The organism is Microbacterium sp. HJ5, assembly GCF_054824025.1.
In genome coordinates this window covers 33,209-55,935 of sequence record NZ_JSYE01000019.1, presented here as the reverse complement: position 1 = coordinate 55,935, position 22,727 = coordinate 33,209, and the positions used below count along the sequence as shown (strand labels likewise).

Below are 22,727 nucleotides of genomic sequence, written 5' to 3'. Positions count from 1 at the left end.
CCGCGGCCGCACCGCTGCGACCCGACATCCAGGATACCTAACCGATCGTTCAGTATTGCAAGCACCCGTGCCACACTGGTGCCATGTCCGCCCTCGAGACCGGCCGCGCGAACGGCGCCGCCCCGCGCCGCGGCCGGCCCGGCTACGACCGCGCGCAGGTGCTCGAGATCGCCGTCACGCTGTTCAACGAGCAGGGCTACGACGCCACGTCGGTCGCCGACCTCGCGAGCCGCCTCGGGCTGACGAAGTCGGCGCTCTATCACCACTTCGACTCGAAGGAGCAGCTGCTCTCGCTCGCACTCGACGAGGCCCTCGGCGGACTCGAGGACGTGCTCGACGAGCCTGCGGCAACGACCGGCTCGGCCGCCGAACGTCTCGATGCGGTGCTGTGCGGGGCCGTGCGCGTGCTCGTCGACCGCCTCCCGTACGTCACGCTCCTGCTGCGCGTGCGCGGGAACAGCGACGTGGAGCGCGTCGCGCTCGAGCGCCGGCGCACGTTCGACCACCGCGTCACGGCGCTCGTCGAGGAGGCCCAGGCGGCGGGTCTCGTGCGCGACGACATCGACGGCCACGTCGCCACCCGCCTGATCTTCGGCATGGTCAACTCGCTCGTGGAGTGGTACCGCCCCGGCGGCCCGGTCGACGCGGATCGCCTCGCGCACGACGTCGTGGCGCTCGTGCTCGACGGCATGCGCACGCGCTGAGGCGCGGCGTCCCCCTGTCCGGCCTGTCCCTCTGTACGTAATCGACCCCCGGCAGGGCGCCGAGGGTCGATTCCGTACAGATCGCGCGGGAGTCAGGCCGGCGACTTCACCCCGTAGATGGGGCTCGCGGCCTGCTCGGCCTCGTGGTCGGGGCCGAGCGGGATGCCGGAGCGGTCGCGCAGCAGCAGCGTCGCGATGAGGCCGATGACGGTCATGCCGGCGAGGTACCACGTGACCGACGTCGTCGTGCCCGTCTGCTGCACCAGCCACGTCGCGATGGTCGGCGCGAAGGCGCCGCCGAGGATCGCGCCGATCGCGTACGAGATCGATACGCCGGAGAAGCGGATGGATGCCGGGAACAGCTCCGAGTACAGCGCCGCCTGCGGGCCGTACGTGAACCCGAGTCCGATCGTGAGCACCGCGAGGCCGAGGAAGAGCAGGCCGATGTCGCCGGTGTTGACGAGCGGGAAGAGCAGGAACACGCCCGCGAGCTGGAGGATCCAGCCGATGATGTACGTCGTGCGGCGGCCGATGCGGTCGGAGAGGAACCCGGCGGCGAGCGTCGAGAGCAGCCAGGTGACCGCCGATCCTGCCACGGCCCAGAGCACAGGCGTGCGGTCGAGCGCGAGCGGTCCTTCGGGGTTGGTCGAGTAGTTCTGGATGTAGCCGCCGGTCGTCATATAGCCGACCGCGTTGTTGCCGGCGAAGACGAGCGCCGCGATGAAGACCAGCAGACCGTGCTTGGCGAAAAGCTGCACGATCGGCGTCTTCGCCTTCTCCTTGCGCTCGGCGAGCTCGGTGAAGACGGGGCTCTCCTCGACGCGGCGGCGCACGTACCAGCCCACCAGGATCAGCACGACGCTCAGCAGGAAGGGCACGCGCCAGCCCCACTTGAGGAAGGCGTCGCCGGGGGCGATCGTCGCCATGAGCGCCATGACGCCGGACGCGAGAAGCAGGCCGAGCGGCACGCCGATCTGCGGCGAGGCGCCGAACGCGCCGCGGCGCTTCTTCGGCGCGTGCTCGACGGCCATCAGCACCGCGCCGCCCCACTCGCCGCCGGCCGACAGGCCCTGCAGGATGCGCAGCAGCACGAGCAGGATCGGCGCCGCGATCCCGATCGCCTCGTACGTCGGCAGCACGCCGATGAGCGCCGTCGCCGCGCCCATCAGGATGAGCGTCCACATCAGCACGACCTTGCGGCCGTACTTGTCGCCGAAATGACCGGCGAGGAAGGCTCCGAGCGGACGGAAGAGGAAGCTGATGCCGACGGTGGCGAACCCGACGAGCACGCTGTTCGCGCCGAGCGGCGCGAAGAACAACTGGCCGAACACGAGCCCGACGGCCGTGGCGTAGATGAAGAAGTCGTACCACTCCACGGTGGTTCCGACCACGGTGGCGAAGACGACTCGACGCCGATCGACGGGGCTGGCGATGGTCCCGGTGGGCGTGAACCCCGCGTCGGGAGGGGATGTGCTCATGTGCGTGACTCCTGTGTCTGTGCTGACGACTTCGTCACCGGCAATGCTGAGGCGAGGTGTTGCCGGATGTGCGACGATCATATACGATTTCGAATACGACGCAAGAGTGAGGACGCTCCTGATGGATGAGAACACGATGACGGATGCCGCATCCCCCGGCTCCGACCGCCGATTCGCGGCACTGCCCGGCCGTCCGGGCAAGATCATCGCCATCCACCTCAGCTACAGGTCGCGCGCCGACCAGCGCGGCCGTCGGCCGCAGCATCCGTCGTACTTCTTCAAGCCGTCCAGCTCGGTCGCCGCTTCGGGCGACACCATCGAGCGCCCCGCCGGCACGGAGCTGCTCGCGTTCGAGGGTGAGATCGCGCTGGTGATCGGCCGGGCCGCGCGGCGGGTCTCGCTCGACGACGCGTGGAACCACGTCGGGTGGGTCACGGCGGCCAATGACTTCGGGCTCTACGACCTGCGTGCGAACGACAAGGGATCGAACGTGCGGTCGAAGGGCGGCGACGGCTACACCCCGGTCGGGCCGTCCCTCATCGACGCCCGCGCTGTCGACCCTGCGGCGCTCCGCGTGCGGACGTGGCTCAACGGCGCCGTCGTGCAGGACGACACCTCTGCGGGCATGATCTTCCCGCTCGCACAGCTCGTCGCCGACCTTTCGCAGCACTTCACCCTCGAGCCCGGCGACGTGATCCTCACCGGCACCCCCGCGGGGTCGTCGGTCGCGGCGCCCGGAGACGTCGTCGAGGTCGAAGTCGACGTGCCCGGCGGGCCGTCGTCCGGCAGGCTCGTGACCACCGTCGTGCAGGGAGCGGTCGCGTTCGACGCCGAGCTCGGCTCGCTCCCCGACGTCGACGACCTCCAGCGCGCCGAGGCGTGGGGCTCGCGCGAGGCCGCGGGGCTTCCGGCCGAGGCATCCGCGTCGCTGACCCCCGAGCTGCGGGCGAAGCTGGAGGCCGTGCCGGTCGCCGGGCTCAGCGCGCAGCTGCGCAAGCGCGGCCTGGACAACGTCACGATCGACGGCGTGCGGCCGCTGCATCACGCCGTCAAGCTCGTCGGCACCGCGCGCACGCTGCGCTTCGTGCCGCTGCGGGAGGATCTCTTCGCGAGCCACGGCGGCGGCTACAACGCGCAGAAGCGCACGTTCGACGCGGTGGGCGAGGGCGAGGTCATCGTCATCGAGGCGCGCGGCGAGACCGGCTCGGGCACCCTCGGCGACATCCTCGCGATCCGCGCCCACGCACGCGGGGCGGCCGGCGTCGTGACCGACGGCGGTGTGCGCGACGCGGATGCCGTCACCGCGGTGGGCATCCCGGTGTACACGGCGGGCCCGCACCCCGCGGTTCTCGGGCGCAAGCACGTGCCGTGGGACCACGATGTGACGATCGGATGCGGCGGCACCACCGTCCAGCCCGGAGACGTCATCGTGGGCGATGCCGACGGCGTGATCGTCATCCCGCCGTCGCTCGTCGAGGAGGTGGTCGACGCCGCGCTCGCGCAGGAGGACGAGGACGCCTGGATCGCCCAGCGCGTGGCGGAGGGGCATCCCGTCGATGGACTCTTCCCGATGAACGCCGGCTGGCGCGCCCGCTACGACGCCGGCAGGGGAGGTGCGCGATGACCCCGGCCGAGGCGGACACCCTGAGCAAGTCCCAGCAGGCCTACCGCTGGATCAAGGAGCGCATCGCCAACCAGGAGTTCTCGGCGGGCTATCGCCTGGTGCTGGGATCGATCGCCGGCGAACTCGACATGAGCGTCGTCCCCGTGCGCGAAGCGATCCGCCAGCTCGAGGCCGAGGGGCTCGTGACGTTCGAGCGCAACGTCGGCGCCCGCGTGTCGATGGTCGACGACTCGCAGTACCGCTACAGCATGCAGGCGCTGTCGATCCTCGAGGGCACGGCCACCGCGCTCGCGGCGCGACGCCTCACCGCCGACGACATCCGCAACGCGCGGCGCATCAACGAGCTGATGATCGAGACGCTCGAGCACTTCGACCCTCGCGCGTTCACCGCGCTCAACCAGGAGTTCCACGCCGCCCTGTTCGAGAAGTGCGCCAACCCGCGCATGCTCGACCTCGTCCATGGCGAGTGGGCCCGACTCGGCCATCTGCGCGACTCGACCTTCAGCTTCGTTCCCGGCCGCGCCCAGGAGTCGGTGCGCGAGCACGAGAACATCCTGCAGCTCATCGAGAACTCCGCGCCGCTCGGCGAGATCGAGAAGGCCGCCCGGCGCCACCGGTCGGCCACGCTCGACGCGTACATGATCCACGAGCACCCCGACGAGGCGCTCGGCCTCCCCGCTTTCTGACGCCCGGCACCGCCGCCCGCGTCACCCGACACCCCCTCCGAAGGAGCACCGCATGACCGACACCGCCACCGCGACGCGCCACGTCCCGGCCGATCTGCCCGATCACATCCGCCACTACATCGACGGCGAGTTCGTCGACTCGATCGACGGCGACACGTTCGACGTGCTCGACCCGGTGACGAACGAGACGTACCTGCAGGCGGCGGCCGGCAAGAAGGCCGACATCGACCGCGCCGTCGCGGCCGCGCGGCGCGCGTTCACCGACGGACCCTGGCCCCGGATGCTTCCCCGCGAGCGCTCCCGCATTCTGCACCGCATCGCCGACATCGTCGAGTCGCGCGACGCCCGTCTCGCCGAGCTCGAGTCGTACGACTCGGGCCTCCCGATCACGCAGGCGCTCGGCCAGGCGCGACGCGCGGCCGAGAACTTCCGGTTCTTCGCCGACCTGATCGTCGCCCAGACGGACGACGCCTTCAAGGTGCCCGGCCGGCAGGTGAACTACGTCAACCGCAAGCCGATCGGCGTCGCCGGGCTCATCACGCCGTGGAACACGCCGTTCATGCTCGAGTCGTGGAAGCTCGGCCCGGCACTCGCGACCGGCAACACGGTCGTGCTCAAGCCCGCCGAGTTCACGCCGCTGTCGGCATCGCTGTGGGCGGGCATCTTCGAGGAGGCGGGGCTCCCGCAGGGCGTCTTCAACCTCGTCAACGGACTCGGCGAGGACGCGGGCGACGCCCTGGTGAAGCATCCGGATGTCCCGCTCATCTCGTTCACCGGCGAGAGCCGCACCGGCCAGATCATCTTCGGCAACGCGGCGCCCTTCCTGAAGGGCCTGTCGATGGAGCTCGGCGGCAAGTCGCCCGCCGTCGTCTTCGCCGACGCCGACCTCGAGGCGGCGATCGACGCGACGATCTTCGGCGTCTTCTCGCTCAACGGCGAGCGCTGCACGGCGGGTTCGCGCATCCTCGTGGAGCGCCCGATCTACGACGAGTTCGTCGAGCGCTACGCAGCCCAGGCGTCGCGAGTGGTCGTCGGCGACCCGCAGGACCCCGCGACCGAGGTCGGCGCGCTCGTGCACCCCGAGCACTACGACAAGGTCATGAGCTACATCGAGATCGGCAAGACCGAGGGGCGCCTGGTGGCCGGCGGCGGCCGGCCCGACGGCTTCCCGACGGGCAACTACGTCGCACCGACCGTGTTCGCCGACGTCGCCCCCGATGCCCGCATCTTCCACGAGGAGATCTTCGGACCGGTCGTGGCGATCACGCCCTTCGACACCGACGAAGAGGCGCTGGCCCTCGCCAACGGCGTGAAGTACGGCCTCGCCGCCTACGTGTGGACGAGCGACCTCAAGCGCGCGCACAACTTCTCGCAGGCGATCGAGGCGGGCATGGTGTGGCTCAACTCGAACAACGTCCGCGATCTTCGCACGCCGTTCGGCGGCGTCAAGGCCTCCGGCCTCGGCCACGAGGGCGGCTACCGCTCGATCGACTTCTACACCGACCAGCAGGCCGTGCACATCACGCTCGGCCCCGCCCACAACCCCACCTTCGGAAAGGGCGGAGCGGCGAGCCACTGAGGCCGCGGCATCCGATCCCTCGATCCCACGCAAGGACGCGACATGACCCACCGTGACGACATGACCCTCACCTCCTCGGGCTTCTACGTGAGCCAGGAGGCGCCGATCCGCACCGACAACCCGGTGCCGACGCCCACGAGCCCGGCGCCCGACATCCTGCGCTGCGCCTACATGGAGCTCGTCGTGACCGACCTCGCGGCGTCGCGCGAGTTCTACGTCGACGTGCTCGGCCTCTACGTCACCGAGGAGGACGGCTCGGCGATCTACCTCCGCTCGACGGAGGAGTTCATCCACCACAACCTCGTGCTGCGCCAGGGCGACGTGGCGGCGGTCGCCGCGTTCTCGTACCGCGTGCGCACCGCCGAGGACCTCGACAAGGCGGTCGCCTTCTACCAGGAGCTCGGATGCCGCGTCGAGCGCCGCGCGGACGGGTTCACCAAGGGCATCGGCGACTCGGTGCGCGTCGAGGACCCGCTCGGGTTCCCGTACGAGTTCTTCTTCCAGACCGAGCACGTCGAGCGGCTCGCGTGGCGCTACGACCTGCACACGCCCGGCGAGCTCGTGCGCCTCGACCACTTCAACCAGGTCACGCCCGACGTGCCGCGCGCGGTCGCGTTCATGCAGGACCTCGGGTTCCGCGTGACCGAGGACATCCAGGACGACGAGGGCACCGTCTATGCCGCGTGGATGCGCCGCAAGCCCACCGTGCACGACACCGCGATGACCGGCGGCGACGGCCCGCGCATGCACCACGTCGCCTTCGCCACGCACGAGAAGCACAACATCCTCGCGATCTGCGACAAGCTCGGCGCGCTGCGCCGCTCCGACGCGATCGAGCGCGGCCCCGGCCGCCACGGCGTCTCGAACGCGTTCTACCTGTACCTGCGCGACCCCGACGGCCACCGCGTCGAGATCTACACGCAGGACTACTACACCGGCGACCCCGACAACCCGGTCATCACGTGGGACGTCCACGACAACCAGCGGCGCGACTGGTGGGGCAACCCCGTCGTGCCGTCGTGGTACACCGAGGCGTCCCTCGTGCTCGACCTCGACGGCAACCCGAAGCCCGTCGTCGCGCGCACCGACTCGTCGGAGATGGCCGTGACGATCGGCGCCGACGGCTTCTCGTACACGCGCCCCGGCGAGGACTCGATGCCGGAGTACAAGCAGGGCGAGTACAAGCTCGGCCACCAGCTGTAGGCCCATGTCCCACTTTCTGTCGCCCGGGGTCCGCTCAGACGACAGAAAGTGGGACACCGAATGGAAGGTGTGTCCCACTTCCTGTCGCTCGGGGCCGACCAAACGACAGAAAGTGGGACACGAAACGGAGGACGGATGCTGCACCCCGACGACATCGCCGCGATCGCGGACGAACTGGCCGAGGCCGACCGCGCGCACGGCGTGATCCCGCGCATCACCGCCCGCTACCCGGACGCGACCGTCGAGGACTCGTACGCGATCCAGGGGGTGTGGCGCGACCGCATGATCGCCGCTGGGCGTCGCCTCGTCGGCCGCAAGATCGGCCTGACCTCGAAGGCGATGCAGCAGGCGACGGGCATCACCGAACCGGACTACGGCGTGATGTTCGACGACACGGTCTACGAGACGGGCTCCGAGATCCCGGTGTCGCTGTTCTCCAACGTGCGCATCGAAGTCGAGCTCGCGTTCGTGCTCGCGAAGCCGCTCGAGGGTCCGGATGCCTCGCTCGAGAGCGCGCTCGACGCGATCGAGTACGCCGTCCCCGCCCTCGAGGTGCTGAACTCCCACATCGAGCTCGAGGGGCGCACGATCGTCGACACGATCGCCGACAACGCCGCCTACGGGGCAATGGTGCTCGGCGACGTGCGCAAGAGTCCCGACGAGATCGACCTGCGGTGGGTGCCCGGCGTGCTGAGCCGCAACGGCGAGATCGAGGAGACGGGCGTCGCCGCGGGAGTGCTCGGGCACCCGGCCACGGGCGTCGCATGGCTCGCGAACAAGTTCCACCAGCACGGCGCGCGGCTCGAGGCCGGCGAGATCATCCTCGCCGGCTCGTTCACCCGCCCCATGTGGGTGAGCCGGGGCGATAGCGTCAGGTGCGACTACGGACCCATGGGAGTGATCGAATGCCGCTTCGTCTGAGCCCGACCTTCCGCGAGGCGCTCGCGGGCGCCGACCGCCCGCTGGCAGGGATGTGGGTGTGCTCCGGCTCGCCGCTCGTCGCGGAGATCTGCGCCGGCGCCGGTCTCGACTGGCTGCTGATCGACATGGAGCACTCCCCCAACGGCCTGGAATCGGTGCTCGCGCAGCTGCAGGCGGTGGCCGCCTACTCGGTGACACCCGTCGTGCGGGTGCCGATCGGCGACGTCGTCACGCTCAAGCAGGTGCTCGACCTCGGTGCGCAGAACATCCTCGTGCCCATGGTGTCCTCGGCTTCCGAGGCCGGCGCGCTGGTCGAGGCCGTGCGGTATCCCCCGCGCGGCCGACGCGGCGTGGGGTCGGCCCTCGCCCGCTCCGCTCGCTGGAACCGCGTCGACGACTACCTCGCGCACGCCGACGACCACGTCTCGCTGTTCGTCCAGATCGAGACCGTCGAAGGCGTCGAGGCCGCGGCCGAGATCGCCGCGGTCGACGGCATCGACGGGGTGTTCGTCGGACCGAGCGACCTCGCCGCGTCGATGGGCCTGCTCGGGCAGCAGACGCATCCCGACGTGGTGGCCGCCGTCGTGCGGGCGTTCGAGGCGGTGCGTGACGCCGGCAAGCCCGTCGGGGTGAACGCCTTCGACCCCGCTGCGGCGCAGTCCTACCTCGACGCGGGCGCGGCCTTCGTGCTGGTCGGCGCCGACGTGGCGCTGCTCGCCCGCGGCTCGGAAGCGCTGGCGGAGCGATGGGGCGAGGCATCCGGCACCACCCGCTCCTCGTACTGAGACTGCGAGCCCCGCAACGCCCGCGACTGCTGCGCTATCCTGCGACCGCTGCGCCGATCGACGCCGCAGTCGCAGGAAAGTGGCGCGCTCAGCGTCGACGCACGGCGTCAGCGCCCCGGCGGGCGTGCCGGGGCGACGCGCGTGTCAAGGGCTGACGGGCGCGAGCGTGGACGTGGCACCCTGAACACATGCAGAGGGATGTCTCGAGCCGGATCGTCCTCGACGTGACCGAGCCCGCCGACCTGGTGTTCGCGATCGCCGCCGCCGACCAGTACGCGACGTCCGACGAGAGCTTCACCGCCGACCTCGACGGCGAATCGCTCGATTGGCACGTCGTCTCCGACGCGCACGGCACGCGCCAGCACCGGTTGAGCTCGGGCACCGGTCGGCTGACCGTCTCGTACACCGCGCACATCGACGGTGAGGCTCCGACGGCGGATGCGAGCGAGGCCGACCTTCTCATCTACAGCCGTCCCAGCCGCTATGCCGAGTCCGACGCCCTCGCACCGACCGCCGCCGGCGAGTTCGCCGGCATCGACGACCCGGCCGAGCTCCTCGCGTCGGTGTCGTCGTGGGTCGGCACCCGGCTGCGGTACGTCTCGGGCTCGTCACTGCCGACGGACGGGGCGACCCGCACCCTCCTCGCGCGGCAGGGCGTCTGCCGCGACTACGCGCATCTGTGCGTGGCCCTCCTGCGCGGCATGGGCGTGCCGGCGCGCATGGCCGCGGTGTATGCCCCGGGGGTCATGCCCATGGATTTCCACGCGGTGGCCGAGGCGTGGATCGACGACGCCTGGTGCGCCGTCGACGCCACCACCCTCGCGCCGCGGTCGTCGCTCGTGCGCATCGCGACGGGGAGGGATGCCGCCGACACGGCGTTCCTCACGGTGATGTCCGGCCGGGCCGACCTCGTCGACGTCGAGGTGACCGCGACGGCCGACGTGCTGCCCCACGACGACATCACGCAGCTCGTCTCGATCTCCTGAAGACCGCGCCCCGCGACCGCGCCCGACGACCGCGCCCGTCCGCCGCGCCCCGGCCGCGCCCCCGACGTGGCACAGTGATCCCATGAAGAAGTGGATCGTGCGTTTCGCGTCGCTGCTGGTCTTCAACATCGTGGTGCTGCTCGTCATCGGGTTCCTGACGCCCGCGCGCGTCGGCTGGTCGGCGCTGTGGGCGGGCATCATCCTCACGGCGCTGGTGATCTGGATCAAGCCGGCCGTGCACAAATGGTTCCGCTCGATGGCGGCGAAGTCAGCCCACCAGCGCACCAAGGCGGGTGAGAAGGTCATCGAAGCGCTCCTCGCCTTCGCTGTCGCGTTCCTCGTGTGGATCGTCACGGTGTGGCTCTCCGGCGTCTCCATCGGCGGCGGCTTCTTCGGCGCGTTCTGGGGCTACGTGCTGCCGCCGATCATCCTGCTGATCGGCTGGGCGATCTACGACGCCGTCGACGACAAGGTCGAGGCCCACGCGGGGACGCTGTACGACAGAGCCTCGGGCGGCAGGGCGTCGACGCCGGCGAGCGCCGACGGGCCCCGCATCCCGACCCCCGAAGAGGCAGCGGGCCGCCGCGAGCTGAACGACGGCCTCACCGAGGAGCAGCGGCGGATGCTCGACGAACTCGGAAAGAGCTGAGCCGATCGCCCCGGGCTGTCGATCGGCGGCGCCCTCGATCGTCATCGTGGTGTCGCAGCACTGACGAAAGGACGACATCATGCGGTACACGCTCCTCCTCCACTACCCCGAGATGACCGCCGACGACCTAGGCCCCGAAGCCCTCGCCGAAGGCATGCGCGAGTTCGACGACTACGCCAAGGCGCTCGAGGCCGCCGGCGTCCTCCAGTCGGCGGAAGTGCTCCAGCCGTCCGCGGTCACCACGTCCGTCACCGCGCCGGACGGCACGTTGCGGGTGCAGGACGGCCCGTTCGCCGACACGAAGGAACAGCTCGGCGGCACGTTCGTGATCGAGGTCGACGATCTCGACGCCGCCATCGCGTGGGCCGGTAAGGCTCCGTCGATCAGCTGGGGCACCGTCGAGATCCGCCCGACCGCGACGCGCTTCGTCGACGGCGCGTGGACCTCCTTCACGCACCGATGACCTCCGCCGACGAGGTGCGGGCGGCCGCCGAGCGAGCGGCTCGCACCTCGTACGGCCATCTCCTGGCTCTCCTCGCCGCCGGCACGCGCGACGTCGCGCTCGCCGAGGATGCACTGGCCGACGCGTTCGAGCGCGCTCTCCAGACATGGCCGGATGCCGGCATCCCGTCCAATCCCGAAGGGTGGCTCCTCACCGTGGCCCGCAACCGCCTGCGCGATCAGCTCGGCTCGGCCGCGCGCCGCACCGGTGTGCCGCTCGACGACGCAGTGGCCGACGCCCTCGCCGATGAGCGGGTGCTCGACGTCGCCGACGTCATCGCCGGGCAGGACACGATTCCCGACAAGCGCCTCGAGCTGCTCTTCGCCTGCGGGCACCCGGCGATCGACGCGGCGGTGCGCGCTCCGCTGATGCTCCAGACCGTGCTCGGATTCGACGCCGTCGAGGTCGCGAGCGCATTCGACGTGCCGCCCGCGACGATGGCCCAGCGCCTGGTCCGGGCGAAGCGGCGCATCCGCGACGCCGGCATCCCGTTCGCCGTGCCGACGCGCGCCGACATGCCCTCGCGGCTCCCCGCCGTGCTCGAGGCGATCTACGGCGCGTACGCGATCGACTGGCTCGACCAGGGCGACGACCCCCGCGCCTCGCTGGCCGACGAGGCGCGCTGGCTGGCCGTGCTGCTGGCGAGCCTCCTCGACGACGAGCCGGAGGCGTGGGGGCTGGCCGCCCTCTTGACGTACGCGCAGTCGCGCGCCGGCGCGCGGGCGACCGCCCCATGGCCGCCGCTCGACGCGCAGGACCCCGCGCTGTGGGATCGCGCGATGATCGCCGAGGCGGCCGCGCTGCTGCGGCGCGCGTCGGCGCTGGGCGCCCCGCTCGGGCGCTTCCAGCTGGAGGCCGCGATCCAGGCGGTGCACTGCGACCGGGCCCGCACCGGCGAGCTCGACGTCGACGCGCTCGTGACGCTCTACCGCGGGCTCGTCGCGATCGCGCCGACCACCGGCGCCCGGGCCGCCCTGGCAGCGGTCGAGGCCCGCGCCGGCGGGGACGAACGGGCGCAGCGCACGTAGAGCGCGCGTCGGGTGAGCACGCGGCGGGCGTCAGCCCGCCGCCGTTCCCCACGCCTTACGCCGCGGCGACCGGAAGCCGCAGCGCGCCCGAGCCTGAGCCCGAGCGCGCCCGCGCGTGCTCGACGCCTGAGCCTGCTCAGCCCGCGACGCGCTCCGCGGCCTCGACGACGTTGGTCATGAGCAGCGCGACGGTCATCGGCCCCACGCCGCCGGGGTTCGGCGACAGGAATCCGGCGACCTCCGCCACGTCGGGCGCGACGTCGCCGTGGACTTTGGACTTGCCTGTCTCGGGGTCGACCTCGCGCGTCACGCCCACGTCGAGCACGGCCGCGCCGGGCTTGACGTCCTCGGCGCGCACGATGTGCTTGACGCCCGCGGCCGCCACGATCACGTCGGCCTGGCGCAGATGGTGCGCGAGGTCGGCGGTGCCCGTGTGGGTCAGCGTGACGGTCGCGTTGTACTCGCGCCGGGTGAGCAGCAGGCCGATGGAGCGGCCGATCGTGACGCCGCGGCCGACGACGACCACGTGCTTGCCGCGGAGGTCGTAGCCGTTGCGGAGCAGCAGCTCGATGACGCCGCGCGGGGTGCAGGGCAACGGTGACGTGATCGGGGTGTTGACGTTCAGCACCAGCCGCCCGAGGTTCGTCGGGTGCAGGCCGTCGGCGTCCTTGGCGGGGTCGATGCGCTCGAGGATCGCGTCGGTGTCGATGTGCTTCGGCAGCGGCAGCTGCACGATGTACCCGTGGCAGTCCGGGTCGGCGTTGAGCTCGTCGATCAGCGCCTCGACCTCGGCCTGCGTGGCATCCGCCGGCAACTCCCGCTGGATCGAGTTCATGCCGATCGACTCGGACTCGCGGTGCTTCATGCCCACGTACAGCTGCGAGGCGGGGTCGGCGCCGACGAGCACGGTCGCGATGCCCGGCACGATGCCGCGCTCGCGCAGCGCGGCGACGCGGTCGCGCAACTCCTCTTTGATCTCGGCCGCGGCGGCCTTGCCGTCGAGCTTCTGAGCTGTCATGTCTTCTCCTCGAGCTTCATCGAGACAGGGGATGTCGCCGACACGAGGGGCATCGCCCCCTGCCTCGGCAGCGATCCCCTGTCTCGCCGACGACGGATGCCGCGGACTACTGCTGCAGGCCGGGGTAGAGCGGGAACGCCGCGGTCAGCGCGGCGACGCGGGCGCGGAGCGCCTCGACGTCGGCGCCCGGCAGCAGCGCGAGCGCGATCACGTCGGCGACCTCTGTGAACTCGGCGTCGCCGAAGCCGCGGGTCGCGAGCGCCGGGGTGCCGATGCGCAGACCCGACGTCACCATCGGCGGACGCGGGTCGTTGGGCACGGCGTTGCGGTTGACGGTGATGTGGATCTCGTGGAGGAGGTCCTCGGCCTGCTTGCCATCGATCTCGGCGTTGCGCAGGTCGACGAGCACGAGGTGCACGTCGGTGCCGCCCGAGCGGACGGTGATGCCGGCATCCGCCACATCCTGCTGCGACAGACGCTCCGCGATGAGGTGCGCGCCGCGCAGCACCCGCTCCTGGCGCTCCTTGAACTCCGGGGTGCCGGCGAGCTTGAACGCGGTGGCCTTCGCGGCGATCACGTGCATGAGCGGGCCGCCCTGCTGACCCGGGAAGACGGCCGAGTTGATCTTCTTGGCGATGTCGGCGTCGTTGGTGAGGATGAAGCCCGAGCGGGGTCCGCCGATGGTCTTGTGCACGGTCGACGAGACGACGTGAGCGTGCGGCACGGGGTTCGGGTGGAGGCCCGCGGCCACGAGGCCCGCGAAGTGCGCCATGTCGACCCACAGCTGCGCGCCGACCTCGTCGGCGATCGCGCGGAACGCGGCGAAGTCGAGCTGACGCGGGTAGGCCGACCAGCCGGCGATGATGACCTTGGGCTGGTGCTCGACGGCGAGTCGGCGCACCTCGTCCATGTCGATGGTCGACGTCTCGGGGTCGACGCCGTAGGCGACGATGTCGTAGAGGCGACCCGAGAAGTTGATCTTCATGCCGTGCGTGAGGTGGCCGCCCTGGTCGAGCGAGAGGCCGAGCAGCGTGTCGCCGGGACGGGCGATCGCGTGCAGCACGGCGGCGTTCGCCGTGGCGCCCGAGTGCGGCTGGACGTTCGCGAACTCCGCGCCGAACAGCTCCTTCGCGCGGGCGATCGCCAGCTCTTCGGCGACGTCCACCTCTTCGCAGCCGCCGTAGTAGCGGCGGCCCGGGTAGCCCTCGGCGTACTTGTTGGTGAGCACCGAGCCCTGCGACTGCAGCACCGAGACGGGCACGAAGTTCTCGGACGCGATCATCTCGAGGTAGCCGCGCTGCCGGTCGAGCTCGCGCTCGAGCACCTGGGCGATCTCGGGGTCGACCTCGGCGAGCGGGGCGTTGAAGTACTGATCGGTCATGGCGATCTCCTTGACTGCGGCTTTCGGGGGTGCGCGGCACGGGGTGCCGGGAAACACATCGGCCCAGGCGTGCGGTCGAATGCCGTAGTCGGTCGCTCCCCGGTGGTTACCCACCTCAACGCCAGTCGCGACATCCCGAGCATAACGGATGCCGCCGCCGGCGCCTCCCGCAGTGACCATCCGTGACGCGACCGTGGGCTGCGCGCGGCCGCCGAGTCTTGGATGGTCGACGTCCGGCCGCTAGGCTTGTGCCAGACCTTTTGTTAGGACTCTTTACATGAATCGTCGCCGAGGACGGGCCATCGCCGCCGCCACGGTGCTCGCCGCGTCGCTGGCGGGGTGCAGCCCCGCCGCCCAGAATGGAGACACTGTGCCCCTTCCCGCCGTCGTGCCCGCCCCCGCCGCCATCGAGCAGGCGACCGGCGCGCCGTTCCGCCTCGACGCGTCGACGCGGATCGAAGGAGAAGCGGATGCCGCGTCCGCCCTGTCCGCTCTCCTCGAAGCCCGCACCGGCCTGGCCCCCGCGACCGGGGGCGATGGTGCCGTGATCGCCCTCCGCATCGAGGGAGGCGGCCCGGCCGAGTCGTACGCGCTCACGGCGGACGAGGCATCCGTCACCGTCACGGGCGCCGACGCTGCGGGACTCTTCTACGGCGTGCAGACCCTCGGCCAGCTGCTCGCCCGCGACGGCGACGCGTGGGTCGTGCCGGCCGTCTCGATCGAGGACGCCCCGCGCTTCGCCTACCGCGGCGTCATGCTCGACGTCGCCCGCCACTTCCACCCCGTCGAGACGGTCAAGGCCTACATCGGTCACGCGGCGAGCCTCAAGCTCAACGCCCTGCACCTGCACCTCAGCGACGACCAGGGATGGCGCATCGAGCTGCACTCGCGGCCGGAGCTCACCGCGCTCGCCTCGTCGACGGCCGTCGGCGGCGACCCGGGCGGCTTCTACACGAAGGACGACTACCGCGAGATCGTCGAGTATGCGGCATCCCGTCACATGATCGTCGTGCCCGAGATCGACATGCCGAGCCACACCCACGCGATCGGACTCGCCTACCCCGAGCTCGCGGAGGAGCCGGTCATCACCGACCCGATGCGCGAGACCGCGGCGGCCACCGGCGGTGCGCTGCCCGAGAGCGGCACGCCCTACCTGGGGATCGAGGTCGGGTTCTCGTCGCTGAAGATCCACGACGAGGCGACCTACGACTTCGCGGCCGACGTGTTCGGCGAGCTCGCGGGGATGACCCCCGGCCCGTACCTTCACCTGGGCGGCGACGAGGCGCACGGCACCGCCGAGGAGGACTTCGCCCTGTTCGTGTCGCGCGTGAGCACGATCATCGCCGACCTCGGCAAGACGCCCGTCGCGTGGCACGAGGCGGGCGACGCGGGGGGCCTCGCCGGGGCGACCGTGGGGCAGTACTGGGGCTACGTGACGCCGACCGACGGCATGGACGACCGTGCGCGGGGATTCGTCTCCAACGGCGGGCAGCTGATCCTGTCGCCCGCCGACGCGATCTACCTCGACATGAAGTACCCGACCGGTCCCGACCTCGGCCTGTCGTGGGCCAACGGCCCGACCAGCGTGCAGCGCGCATACGACTGGGAGCCGTCCACGGTGATCCCGGGCATCGACGATGCCGACATCCTCGGCGTCGAGGCACCCCTCTGGAGCGAGACGCTGCGATCGCTCGACGACATCGAGACCATGGCCTTCCCGCGGATCGCCGCGGCCGCCGAGGCGGCATGGTCGCCCGCGACCGGGGCGAGCGATCTGCGCACGTGGGAGTCGTTCCGCGCCCGCGTCGGCGCGCTCGGCCCGCTGTGGACGAGCCTCGGCATCGGCTTCCACCCGAGCGGCGAGATCGACTGGGCCACCGAGTGAGCACGGTCGTCCACTCGGTGCGGCTCGTCGACGACGGCCGCATCACGGACGACGCATGGGTGCACTTCGCCGACGGCGTCGTGCGCGCCGTCGGCGTGGGCGACGGGCGACCGGCCGCCGACGAGGTCGTCGACGGCGGTGACGGATGCCTCACCCCCGGGTTCGTCGACATCCACGGCCACGGCGGCGGGGGCGCGAGCTACGACGACGGCCCGGACGCGATCCGCGCGGCCCGGGCCCTGCACCTCGCCCACGGCACGACGCACGCGGTGATCTCGCTCGTCACGGCGTCGATCGACGATCTCGCCCGGCGCGCCGCGCAGATCGCCGACCTCGTCGAGAGCGACCCGACGATCCTGGGGTCGCACCTCGAGGGGCCGTTCCTCGACCCCGGACACAAGGGCGCCCACACCGAAGGGCTCCTGCGGGCGCCGGACGCGGCATCCGTCGATCTCCTTCTCACTGCGGGGCGCGGCACCATCCGCCAGGTGACTTTCGCGCCGGAACTGCCGGGAGCGGACGCCGCGATCGCGGCGTTCGTCGCGTCGGGCACGACCGTCGCCGTGGGGCACACGAATGCCGATGCGGCGACGTGCCGCCGGGCTTTCGACGCGGGCGCGACCCTTCTCACCCACGCGTTCAACGCCATGCCGGGCATCCATCACCGGGAGCCCGGCCCCGTCGTCGCGGCGCTCGCCGACGAGCGCGTGACCCTCGAGGTGATCGCCGACGGCACGCACGTCGACCTCGATCTGATCGGCGTGCTCTTCGCCGCCGCCGACGGTCGGGTGGCTCTCGTCACCGACGCCATGGCTGCCGCCGGCTCGGATGACGGCGACTACGAACTGGGCGGGCTGGCCGTCGCCGTCCGCGGAGGCGTGGCGCGGCTCGCCGACGGAGACACGATCGCGGGCTCGACGCTCACCCAGGACGAGGCGCTGCGCCGCGTCGTCGCGGCGGGCGTGCCGCTCGCGTCGGCCGTGCGTGCCCTCACGTCCACGCCCGCACGGGTGGTCGGACGCCCGGACCTCGGCCGGCTCCGCTCGGGCGCACCCGCGGATGCCGTGCTGCTCGACGACGGGCTGCGCGTGCAGAGGGTCTGGGCGGCCGGCGCGGCCGTCTGACCGGGTCCGCCCGCCGTACAACCCGGGGTGTCGCACGGCGGGCGGAGGACAAGGCGGCCGCTGCCTTCAGGGGCAACGGCCGGTGCAGGAGAGAGTAGGGCGGGGGTCGATGGTCCCTCCCCCGAGTTCCCACCGAGCCCCGCCTCCGGCGAACGGACGATGGTCTGTCGTTCGCCGTGCTCGCCGTGATCCCCACCATTGACGAGCAACGTCTCTTGACCCATGAGACGTGCCCGCACGGGTTCTATTACGGCGTTCCCGAGAATTTCCCGACGGATGCCTCGCCCGGCCCGGCAGGCGCGCGAATGGCCTCTTCGCGCACAGCCCTGGTCAAATCGCCGGTCGGCGGTGAGAATGGGTCCTGCGGACCGTTCCAGCACGGCTCCGCACAGGCTGGGTCGCCATTGGGGAGCGATCACGACCGCCCAGCCGCCCGGGGAGAGACGTGACCGATCAGGACGACACGACGACCGGTGGCTTCACCGAGCCCGGCGACGCCGACCTCGTGCTGCGCACGCGATCCGGCGACCGAGGTGCCTTCGGCGAACTCTGGCGTCGTCACTACCGATCCGGGATCACCGTGGCGCGCAACGTGTCTCCCGGCACGGACGCCGACGATCTCGTGCAAGAGGCGTACACCAGGATCTACCAGTCGATCCTCAAGGGCGGCGGCCCGACGGGATCCTTCCGCGCGTACCTCTTCACCAGCATCCGCAACACGGCGGCCGGATGGGGACGCGCCCGGCGCGAGACCGCGATCGACGAGCTCGAATCGCTGGAAGACCCTGCCACGACCGAGCAGGCGACCGCCGACTCGCTCGACCGCAGCCTCACGCACCAGGCGTTCCGGAGTCTGCCCACTCGCTGGCAGGAGGTCCTCTGGTACTCCGAGATCGAGGGCATGAAGCCGGCAGAGATCGCCCCGCTGCTCGGCATGAAGCCGACGGCGGTCGCGCAGCTGACGTTCCGCGCACGCGAAGGCCTGCGCGAAGCGTGGATCCAGGCGCACCTGCGGTCGGTGGCCGACGGCTCCGACTGCGCCTGGTCGATCGAGCGCCTGGGCGCCTACTCGCGCAACAACATCGGTCGCCGTGATCGTGCGCGGCTCGAGACGCACCTGGCCGGCTGCGCCCGTTGCGCCATCGTGGCGAGCGAGGCGAAAGAGGTGTCGAGCCGTCTCGCGCTCGTCCTCATCCCGATCACCGTCGGCATCGCCGGCACCGCGGGCTATCTGGCGTCGCTGCAAGGCGGCGGCGCTCCGGTCGTCGCCCTCGCCGCCATGCCGTCGTCCGTCTTCCAGGGCGCCGTCAGCGGCGCGGGAGCCGCCGGAACGGTCGGTGCCGGCACGACAGCGGCGGGCTCCCCGGCCCTCGTCGGCGCCGGCATGAGCGCGGGCGCCGGCACGGCGGGCGCGGCCGGTGCGGGAGCGACGGCAGGTGCCGGATCGCTGGGGGCTGCCGTCGCCGGAACAGCGAGCGCGGCGAGCGCCGCCGGAGTGGCCGCGGTCACGACGGCGACCGTCGCGACGAGCGGCGTGGTCAGCGCGGGCGTCGCAGGACTGGCAGCCGCCGGGCTCGTGGTCGCCGGCACGGTCGCCGCCGTCGCGCTTCCCGCCCCCGCCGAGACGGACCTCGCCGAGCGCGTGTCATCGTCTTCGGCCGTCCGCGCGACCGACGAGCCGATTCCTCCGCTCGAGAGCATGCCCGAGGCCGCGGTCGCTCTGAGCGCGGCCGATGGCCCGTCGCCCTCCGACATCCCGACGCTTCCGGCGGAGGAGCCCGGTGCGAAGTCCGAGGGCGCTGATCCGTCTCCGCGCGCCGAGCAGGGCGGCTCCAACAACGGAAACGAGAACGCGGGCGGTTCGGCCGCAGAGCAAGAGCCCGGCGCGGGGAACGGCGGCACGGCACCCGTCGGCAACGGCGGCGGCGACGCCGCGCCCGTGCAGGGCGGCAACGCCGGCCACGGCAACGCCCCCGGAGGCACTGCCGGCACAGGGAACACCGGGAACACCGGGAACGTGAACGCCGGCACGGGGAACGGGAACCCGGGAAACGCGAACACCGGGAACACGGGGAACGGGAACACGGGGAACACGAACACCGGAAACGCGGGGAACGCGAACACCGGAAACGCGAACGCCGGCAACACGGGTAACGCGAACGCAGGCAACGCGAACCCGGTCGGCGGAGGAGCGGGAAGCGGCACCCCGGGCAACGGTGCGGCGAACGGCAACGGCGCGCTCGGCGGGTCCGGGAACGCCGGCGGAAACAGCGGCAACGGCAACACCGGCAACGGCAACGGCAACGGCAACGGCAACGGCGGCACCGGCAACGGCAACGGAGGCACCGGCAACGGGGGCACCGGGGGCGGGGCGAGCGAGCCGGCCGTGATCCCGTCGATCGTGTCCAGCACTTCGATCGCCGCCGACGGCGCGACGACGATCGAGATCACCCTGCAGGGACCGGCGGGGGCGACCGTCCAGGCGCGGATCCGCGGCTCCGTGCGCGCGAGCGCGACCATCGGTGTGGGCGGGTCCGCGACCCTCATCGTGCACCCGAGCAGCCAGGAGGTCGCGGCCGACAGCCGCGTCGAGTTCCGCTACGTGGCCGGCGCGCAGGGCGGCCAGGTGGCGAGCCACCGCATCAGCGAGCTTCTCTGACGTCCGCCGGCTCCGGCCGGCGCATCGGACGCGCCCACCCGGCGCCTAAACTGGAGCCATGTCCGACTCCGCCCGCCCCGCGTCCGCCGAGCCCGCGCCGGGCACACGCGCGCCGCTGTCGGCGATCGACATCCTCGCCTTCCTGTGCGAACTGTTCGCCTTCGCGACCCTGGCGATCTGGGGCTTCGCCTCATGGCCCTTCCCCTGGAACATCGTCGCCGGCATCGGCGCGCCCGTTCTCGCGATCGTGGTGTGGGCCCTCTTCGTCTCCCCCCGCGCCGTCTTCTCGGTGCACCCCTTCGTGCGCGCCTTCGTCGAGCTTCTCGTCTACGCGTCGGCCACCATCGCCTGGTGGAGCATGGGGCAGGCCTGGATCGGACTCGTGTTCGGCGTGGTCGCCGTGACCATCGGCGTCATCGCCGGCCGGCGCCGCTTCGCATGACCGATCCCTCCGAGGCCGTGGCGCTGCTGCGCGACGCCCTCGGAGAGCGGGTCGACGTGACCCTCGAGTCGCGACGGCGCGCGCGTGCCGACAAGTCGGGGCACGCGGCATCCGGCACTCCTCTCGCCGTCGTGCATGCCGCATCGATCGCCGACGTCCAGGAGACCCTGCGCATCGCCACCGCCACGCGAACCCCTGTCGTGACGCGGGGAGCGGGCACCGGCCTCGCCGGCGGGGCGAACGCCGGGGGCGGCGAGATCGCGCTGTCTGTGCGCGCGATGGACCGCATCCTCGAGATCCGTCCCGACGACCTCCTCGCCGTCGTCGAGCCCGGGATCATCAATGCCGACCTCAACGCCGTCCTGGCCGCGCAGGGACTCTGGTGGGCGCCCGATCCTGCGAGCCGCGCCATCTCCACGGTCGGCGGCAACATCGCGACCGGCGCCGGAGGGCTGCTCTGCGCGAAGTACGGCGTCGTGCGCGACGCGGTCCTCGGCGTCGACCTCGTCCTCGCCGACGGCCGCCTGCTGCATCTCGGGCACCGCACGGTGAAGGGGGTCACGGGTCTCGACCTCACGTCCCTCGTCATCGGCTCGGAGGGAACGATCGGCGTCATCGTGGGCGCCACGCTCAAGCTGCGGCGACTCGTGCCGGGCGAGGTGTGCACCATCGCCGCGACCTTTCCCGGCGTGCGGGCGGCCGCCGAGGCATCCGCCGCCGTGACGGCGTCCGGCGGGCAGCCGGCGATCATGGAGTTGATGGATGCCGCGTCCCTCGCCGCCGTCCACGCGCTGCTGGCGCTGGATGCGCCGACTCCCGGCGCAGCGCAGCTGACGATCCAGACCGACGGGCCGGCAGCGGCCGCCGAGGCCGACACGATCGGGGCGATCCTCGAAGCAACGGGAGGCACCGTCGCGGTGTCTCACGACCGCGCCGAGGGCGAGCGCCTGCTCACGATCCGCCGTTCCATGCACCCCGCGATGGAGACGCTCGGGACGACGCTCATCGAGGACGTCTCGGTGCCGCGCAGCGCCCTCCCGGCGATGTTCGACGAGATCGCGCGCATCGAACGCGACCACGGGGTCGTCATCCCCACCGTCGCGCACGCGGGCGACGGCAACCTGCACCCGAACTTCGTCTTCGACGCGCAGCCCGACCCCGACGGCATCGTGGAGGTGCCGGATCACGTCTGGGCAGCGGCGGACGACCTGTTCCGGGCGGCCCTGCGCCTGGGAGGAACGCTCACCGGCGAGCACGGTGTGGGCGTGCTCAAACGCCGGTGGCTCGCCGACGAGCTCGGCGACGACCAGTGGGAGCTTCAGCGCCGCATCATGCGCCAGTTCGACCCGCTCGGGATCCTCAATCCGGGCAAGGTCTTCGGCGACTGATCGCGCCCCGGCGTCAGTCCGCCGGCGGCGGCCCGTAGACAGGCACGGTGCGGTCGACGGGGGCGGCCGGCGCCTCGCGCGGCGCGAGGACGATGGCCAGGATGCCGAGCAGCAGCAATGCCAGCGGAGTCAGCAAGACGCTGCCGAAATACAGGCCGATCATCGCCTCGGCGGGCAAGGAGGTGGCCGATGGTACGAATTGACCCAGGATCTGCGCCGCCGACACGACGGCGAAGGCGATGAGCGGCAGCCAGCGGACCCGCTGCGGCAGCGCTGCCGACCGGCCGATCGTGATCGTGGCGACGAGGAGCGATGCCAGCATGAGCACCGCGAGTCCTTGGCCGATCATGATCAGCACGGCCGAATCGATGGCCGGGGCGGGCAGGATCCACCACAGCACGGTCGACAGCACGGGCAGCACCCCCGCCACGACCATTGCGGCGACACCGACCGGCTGTCGATCGACGACGCTTCCGGACCTGCGGACGCCGAAGGCGAAGACGAGGAATCCGCCCGCCCACACCGCGCTCGCGATCGCGCCGCTGCCGGGCACCGCAGCACCCGTCATCGCGCCGAGCGCGAGCAGCAGCACGCCGTACCCGATGAAGAGCGAGCCGCCGATGATCCAGGCCAGCCTGGCATCCCGGACAGCGGTGGCCGAGGCATCCGTCATGGCGTCAGCCTA

20 protein-coding genes and 1 riboswitch are annotated in these 22,727 nt (G+C 71.6%); of the genes, 16 read left to right on the top strand and 4 right to left on the bottom strand.

From position 1 onward, the window contains the following. The first annotated feature begins 83 nt into the window (after nucleotides 1-83). Nucleotides 84-704 carry a TetR/AcrR family transcriptional regulator gene (locus OB08_RS10345; RefSeq protein ID WP_461474403.1) on the top strand — a complete coding sequence of 207 codons (621 nt, stop codon included), beginning with the start codon at nucleotides 84-86 and terminating at the stop codon, nucleotides 702-704. Between the two features lie 92 nt (nucleotides 705-796). Here the strand turns inward: OB08_RS10345 and OB08_RS10340 are convergent, their stop codons facing one another. Beyond that, nucleotides 797-2,182 carry an MFS transporter gene (locus OB08_RS10340; RefSeq protein WP_461474401.1) on the bottom strand — a complete coding sequence of 462 codons (1,386 nt, stop codon included), beginning with the start codon at nucleotides 2,180-2,182 and terminating at the stop codon, nucleotides 797-799. Between the two features lie 136 nt (nucleotides 2,183-2,318). Here OB08_RS10340 and OB08_RS10335 point away from each other — a divergent pair, with 136 nt between their 5' ends. The 10 genes from OB08_RS10335 to OB08_RS10290 all read left to right on the top strand — a co-directional run bounded on the left by OB08_RS10335 (nucleotide 2,319) and on the right by OB08_RS10290 (nucleotide 12,145). Then, nucleotides 2,319-3,806 carry a fumarylacetoacetate hydrolase family protein gene (locus tag OB08_RS10335; RefSeq protein ID WP_461474559.1) on the top strand — a complete coding sequence of 496 codons (1,488 nt, stop codon included), beginning with the start codon at nucleotides 2,319-2,321 and terminating at the stop codon, nucleotides 3,804-3,806. After that, nucleotides 3,803-4,492: a GntR family transcriptional regulator gene (locus OB08_RS10330; protein WP_461474399.1), complete on the top strand. Its 690-nt coding sequence runs from the start codon at nucleotides 3,803-3,805 to the stop codon at nucleotides 4,490-4,492. Before OB08_RS10335 ends, OB08_RS10330 begins: the two co-directional genes overlap by 4 nt. Nucleotides 4,493-4,544: 52 nt before the next feature. Next, the gene (hpaE, locus tag OB08_RS10325; RefSeq protein WP_461474397.1) at nucleotides 4,545-6,071 is read left to right on the top strand and encodes a 5-carboxymethyl-2-hydroxymuconate semialdehyde dehydrogenase; all 1,527 of its coding nucleotides are present in this window, start codon (nucleotides 4,545-4,547) and stop codon (nucleotides 6,069-6,071) included. A 42-nt stretch (nucleotides 6,072-6,113) separates the two neighbouring features. Beyond that, on the top strand, nucleotides 6,114-7,274 hold the full coding sequence (gene hpaD / locus OB08_RS10320; protein WP_461474395.1) for a 3,4-dihydroxyphenylacetate 2,3-dioxygenase: 1,161 nt from the start codon (nucleotides 6,114-6,116) through the stop codon (nucleotides 7,272-7,274). Nucleotides 7,275-7,409: 135 nt separating this feature from the next. Then, the gene (locus OB08_RS10315) at nucleotides 7,410-8,195 is read left to right on the top strand and encodes a 2-keto-4-pentenoate hydratase (protein WP_461474393.1); all 786 of its coding nucleotides are present in this window, start codon (nucleotides 7,410-7,412) and stop codon (nucleotides 8,193-8,195) included. Beyond that, nucleotides 8,180-8,980, top strand: a complete 801-nt coding sequence (locus OB08_RS10310; protein WP_461474391.1) for an HpcH/HpaI aldolase family protein — start codon at nucleotides 8,180-8,182, stop codon at nucleotides 8,978-8,980. Before OB08_RS10315 ends, OB08_RS10310 begins: the two co-directional genes overlap by 16 nt. 188 nt (nucleotides 8,981-9,168) lie before the next feature. Then, nucleotides 9,169-9,966, top strand: a complete 798-nt coding sequence (locus OB08_RS10305; protein WP_461474389.1) for a transglutaminase-like domain-containing protein — start codon at nucleotides 9,169-9,171, stop codon at nucleotides 9,964-9,966. An 82-nt stretch (nucleotides 9,967-10,048) separates the two neighbouring features. Beyond that, entirely contained in the window at nucleotides 10,049-10,615 is a 567-nt protein-coding gene (locus tag OB08_RS10300) for a hypothetical protein (protein WP_461474388.1), read from the top strand. A gap of 79 nt (nucleotides 10,616-10,694) precedes the next feature. Further along, nucleotides 10,695-11,078, top strand: coding sequence for a YciI family protein (locus tag OB08_RS10295; protein ID WP_461474386.1), 384 nt, complete (start codon nucleotides 10,695-10,697; stop codon nucleotides 11,076-11,078). After that, nucleotides 11,075-12,145 carry an RNA polymerase sigma factor gene (locus OB08_RS10290; RefSeq protein ID WP_461474384.1) on the top strand — a complete coding sequence of 357 codons (1,071 nt, stop codon included), beginning with the start codon at nucleotides 11,075-11,077 and terminating at the stop codon, nucleotides 12,143-12,145. Before OB08_RS10295 ends, OB08_RS10290 begins: the two co-directional genes overlap by 4 nt. A gap of 136 nt (nucleotides 12,146-12,281) precedes the next feature. On the opposite strand, the gene OB08_RS10285 is transcribed toward OB08_RS10290, so the two are convergent. Beyond that, entirely contained in the window at nucleotides 12,282-13,163 is an 882-nt protein-coding gene (locus OB08_RS10285) for a bifunctional methylenetetrahydrofolate dehydrogenase/methenyltetrahydrofolate cyclohydrolase (protein ID WP_461474382.1), read from the bottom strand. A gap of 106 nt (nucleotides 13,164-13,269) precedes the next feature. After that, a complete protein-coding gene (glyA, locus tag OB08_RS10280) occupies nucleotides 13,270-14,544 on the bottom strand; it encodes a serine hydroxymethyltransferase (RefSeq protein ID WP_461474380.1) in 1,275 nt (424 codons plus the stop codon). A 54-nt stretch (nucleotides 14,545-14,598) separates the two neighbouring features. Next, a riboswitch (ZMP/ZTP riboswitch) is annotated at nucleotides 14,599-14,683 on the bottom strand. Nucleotides 14,684-14,914: 231 nt separating this feature from the next. Here glyA and OB08_RS10275 point away from each other — a divergent pair. The 5 genes from OB08_RS10275 (at nucleotide 14,915) to OB08_RS10255 (ending at nucleotide 22,042) form a co-directional block, all read left to right on the top strand. Beyond that, on the top strand, nucleotides 14,915-16,429 hold the full coding sequence (locus tag OB08_RS10275) for a family 20 glycosylhydrolase (RefSeq protein ID WP_461474558.1): 1,515 nt from the start codon (nucleotides 14,915-14,917) through the stop codon (nucleotides 16,427-16,429). Beyond that, nucleotides 16,426-17,553, top strand: a complete 1,128-nt coding sequence (nagA, locus tag OB08_RS10270; RefSeq protein WP_461474378.1) for an N-acetylglucosamine-6-phosphate deacetylase — start codon at nucleotides 16,426-16,428, stop codon at nucleotides 17,551-17,553. The genes OB08_RS10275 and nagA overlap by 4 nt, the downstream gene beginning before the upstream one ends. Before the next feature lie 445 nt (nucleotides 17,554-17,998). After that, the gene (locus tag OB08_RS10265) at nucleotides 17,999-20,212 is read left to right on the top strand and encodes a sigma-70 family RNA polymerase sigma factor (protein ID WP_461474376.1); all 2,214 of its coding nucleotides are present in this window, start codon (nucleotides 17,999-18,001) and stop codon (nucleotides 20,210-20,212) included. Between the two features lie 58 nt (nucleotides 20,213-20,270). Then, nucleotides 20,271-20,654 (top strand): YrdB family protein, encoded by a 384-nt coding sequence (locus OB08_RS10260; protein ID WP_461474374.1) that lies wholly within the window; start codon nucleotides 20,271-20,273, stop codon nucleotides 20,652-20,654. Next, nucleotides 20,651-22,042: an FAD-binding oxidoreductase gene (locus OB08_RS10255; RefSeq protein WP_461474372.1), complete on the top strand. Its 1,392-nt coding sequence runs from the start codon at nucleotides 20,651-20,653 to the stop codon at nucleotides 22,040-22,042. Before OB08_RS10260 ends, OB08_RS10255 begins: the two co-directional genes overlap by 4 nt. Nucleotides 22,043-22,055: 13 nt before the next feature. On the opposite strand, the gene OB08_RS10250 is transcribed toward OB08_RS10255, so the two are convergent. Then, complete coding sequence (locus tag OB08_RS10250; RefSeq protein ID WP_461474370.1) at nucleotides 22,056-22,715, bottom strand: hypothetical protein; 660 nt, start codon at nucleotides 22,713-22,715, stop codon at nucleotides 22,056-22,058. Between the last annotated feature and the right edge of the window lie 12 nt (nucleotides 22,716-22,727).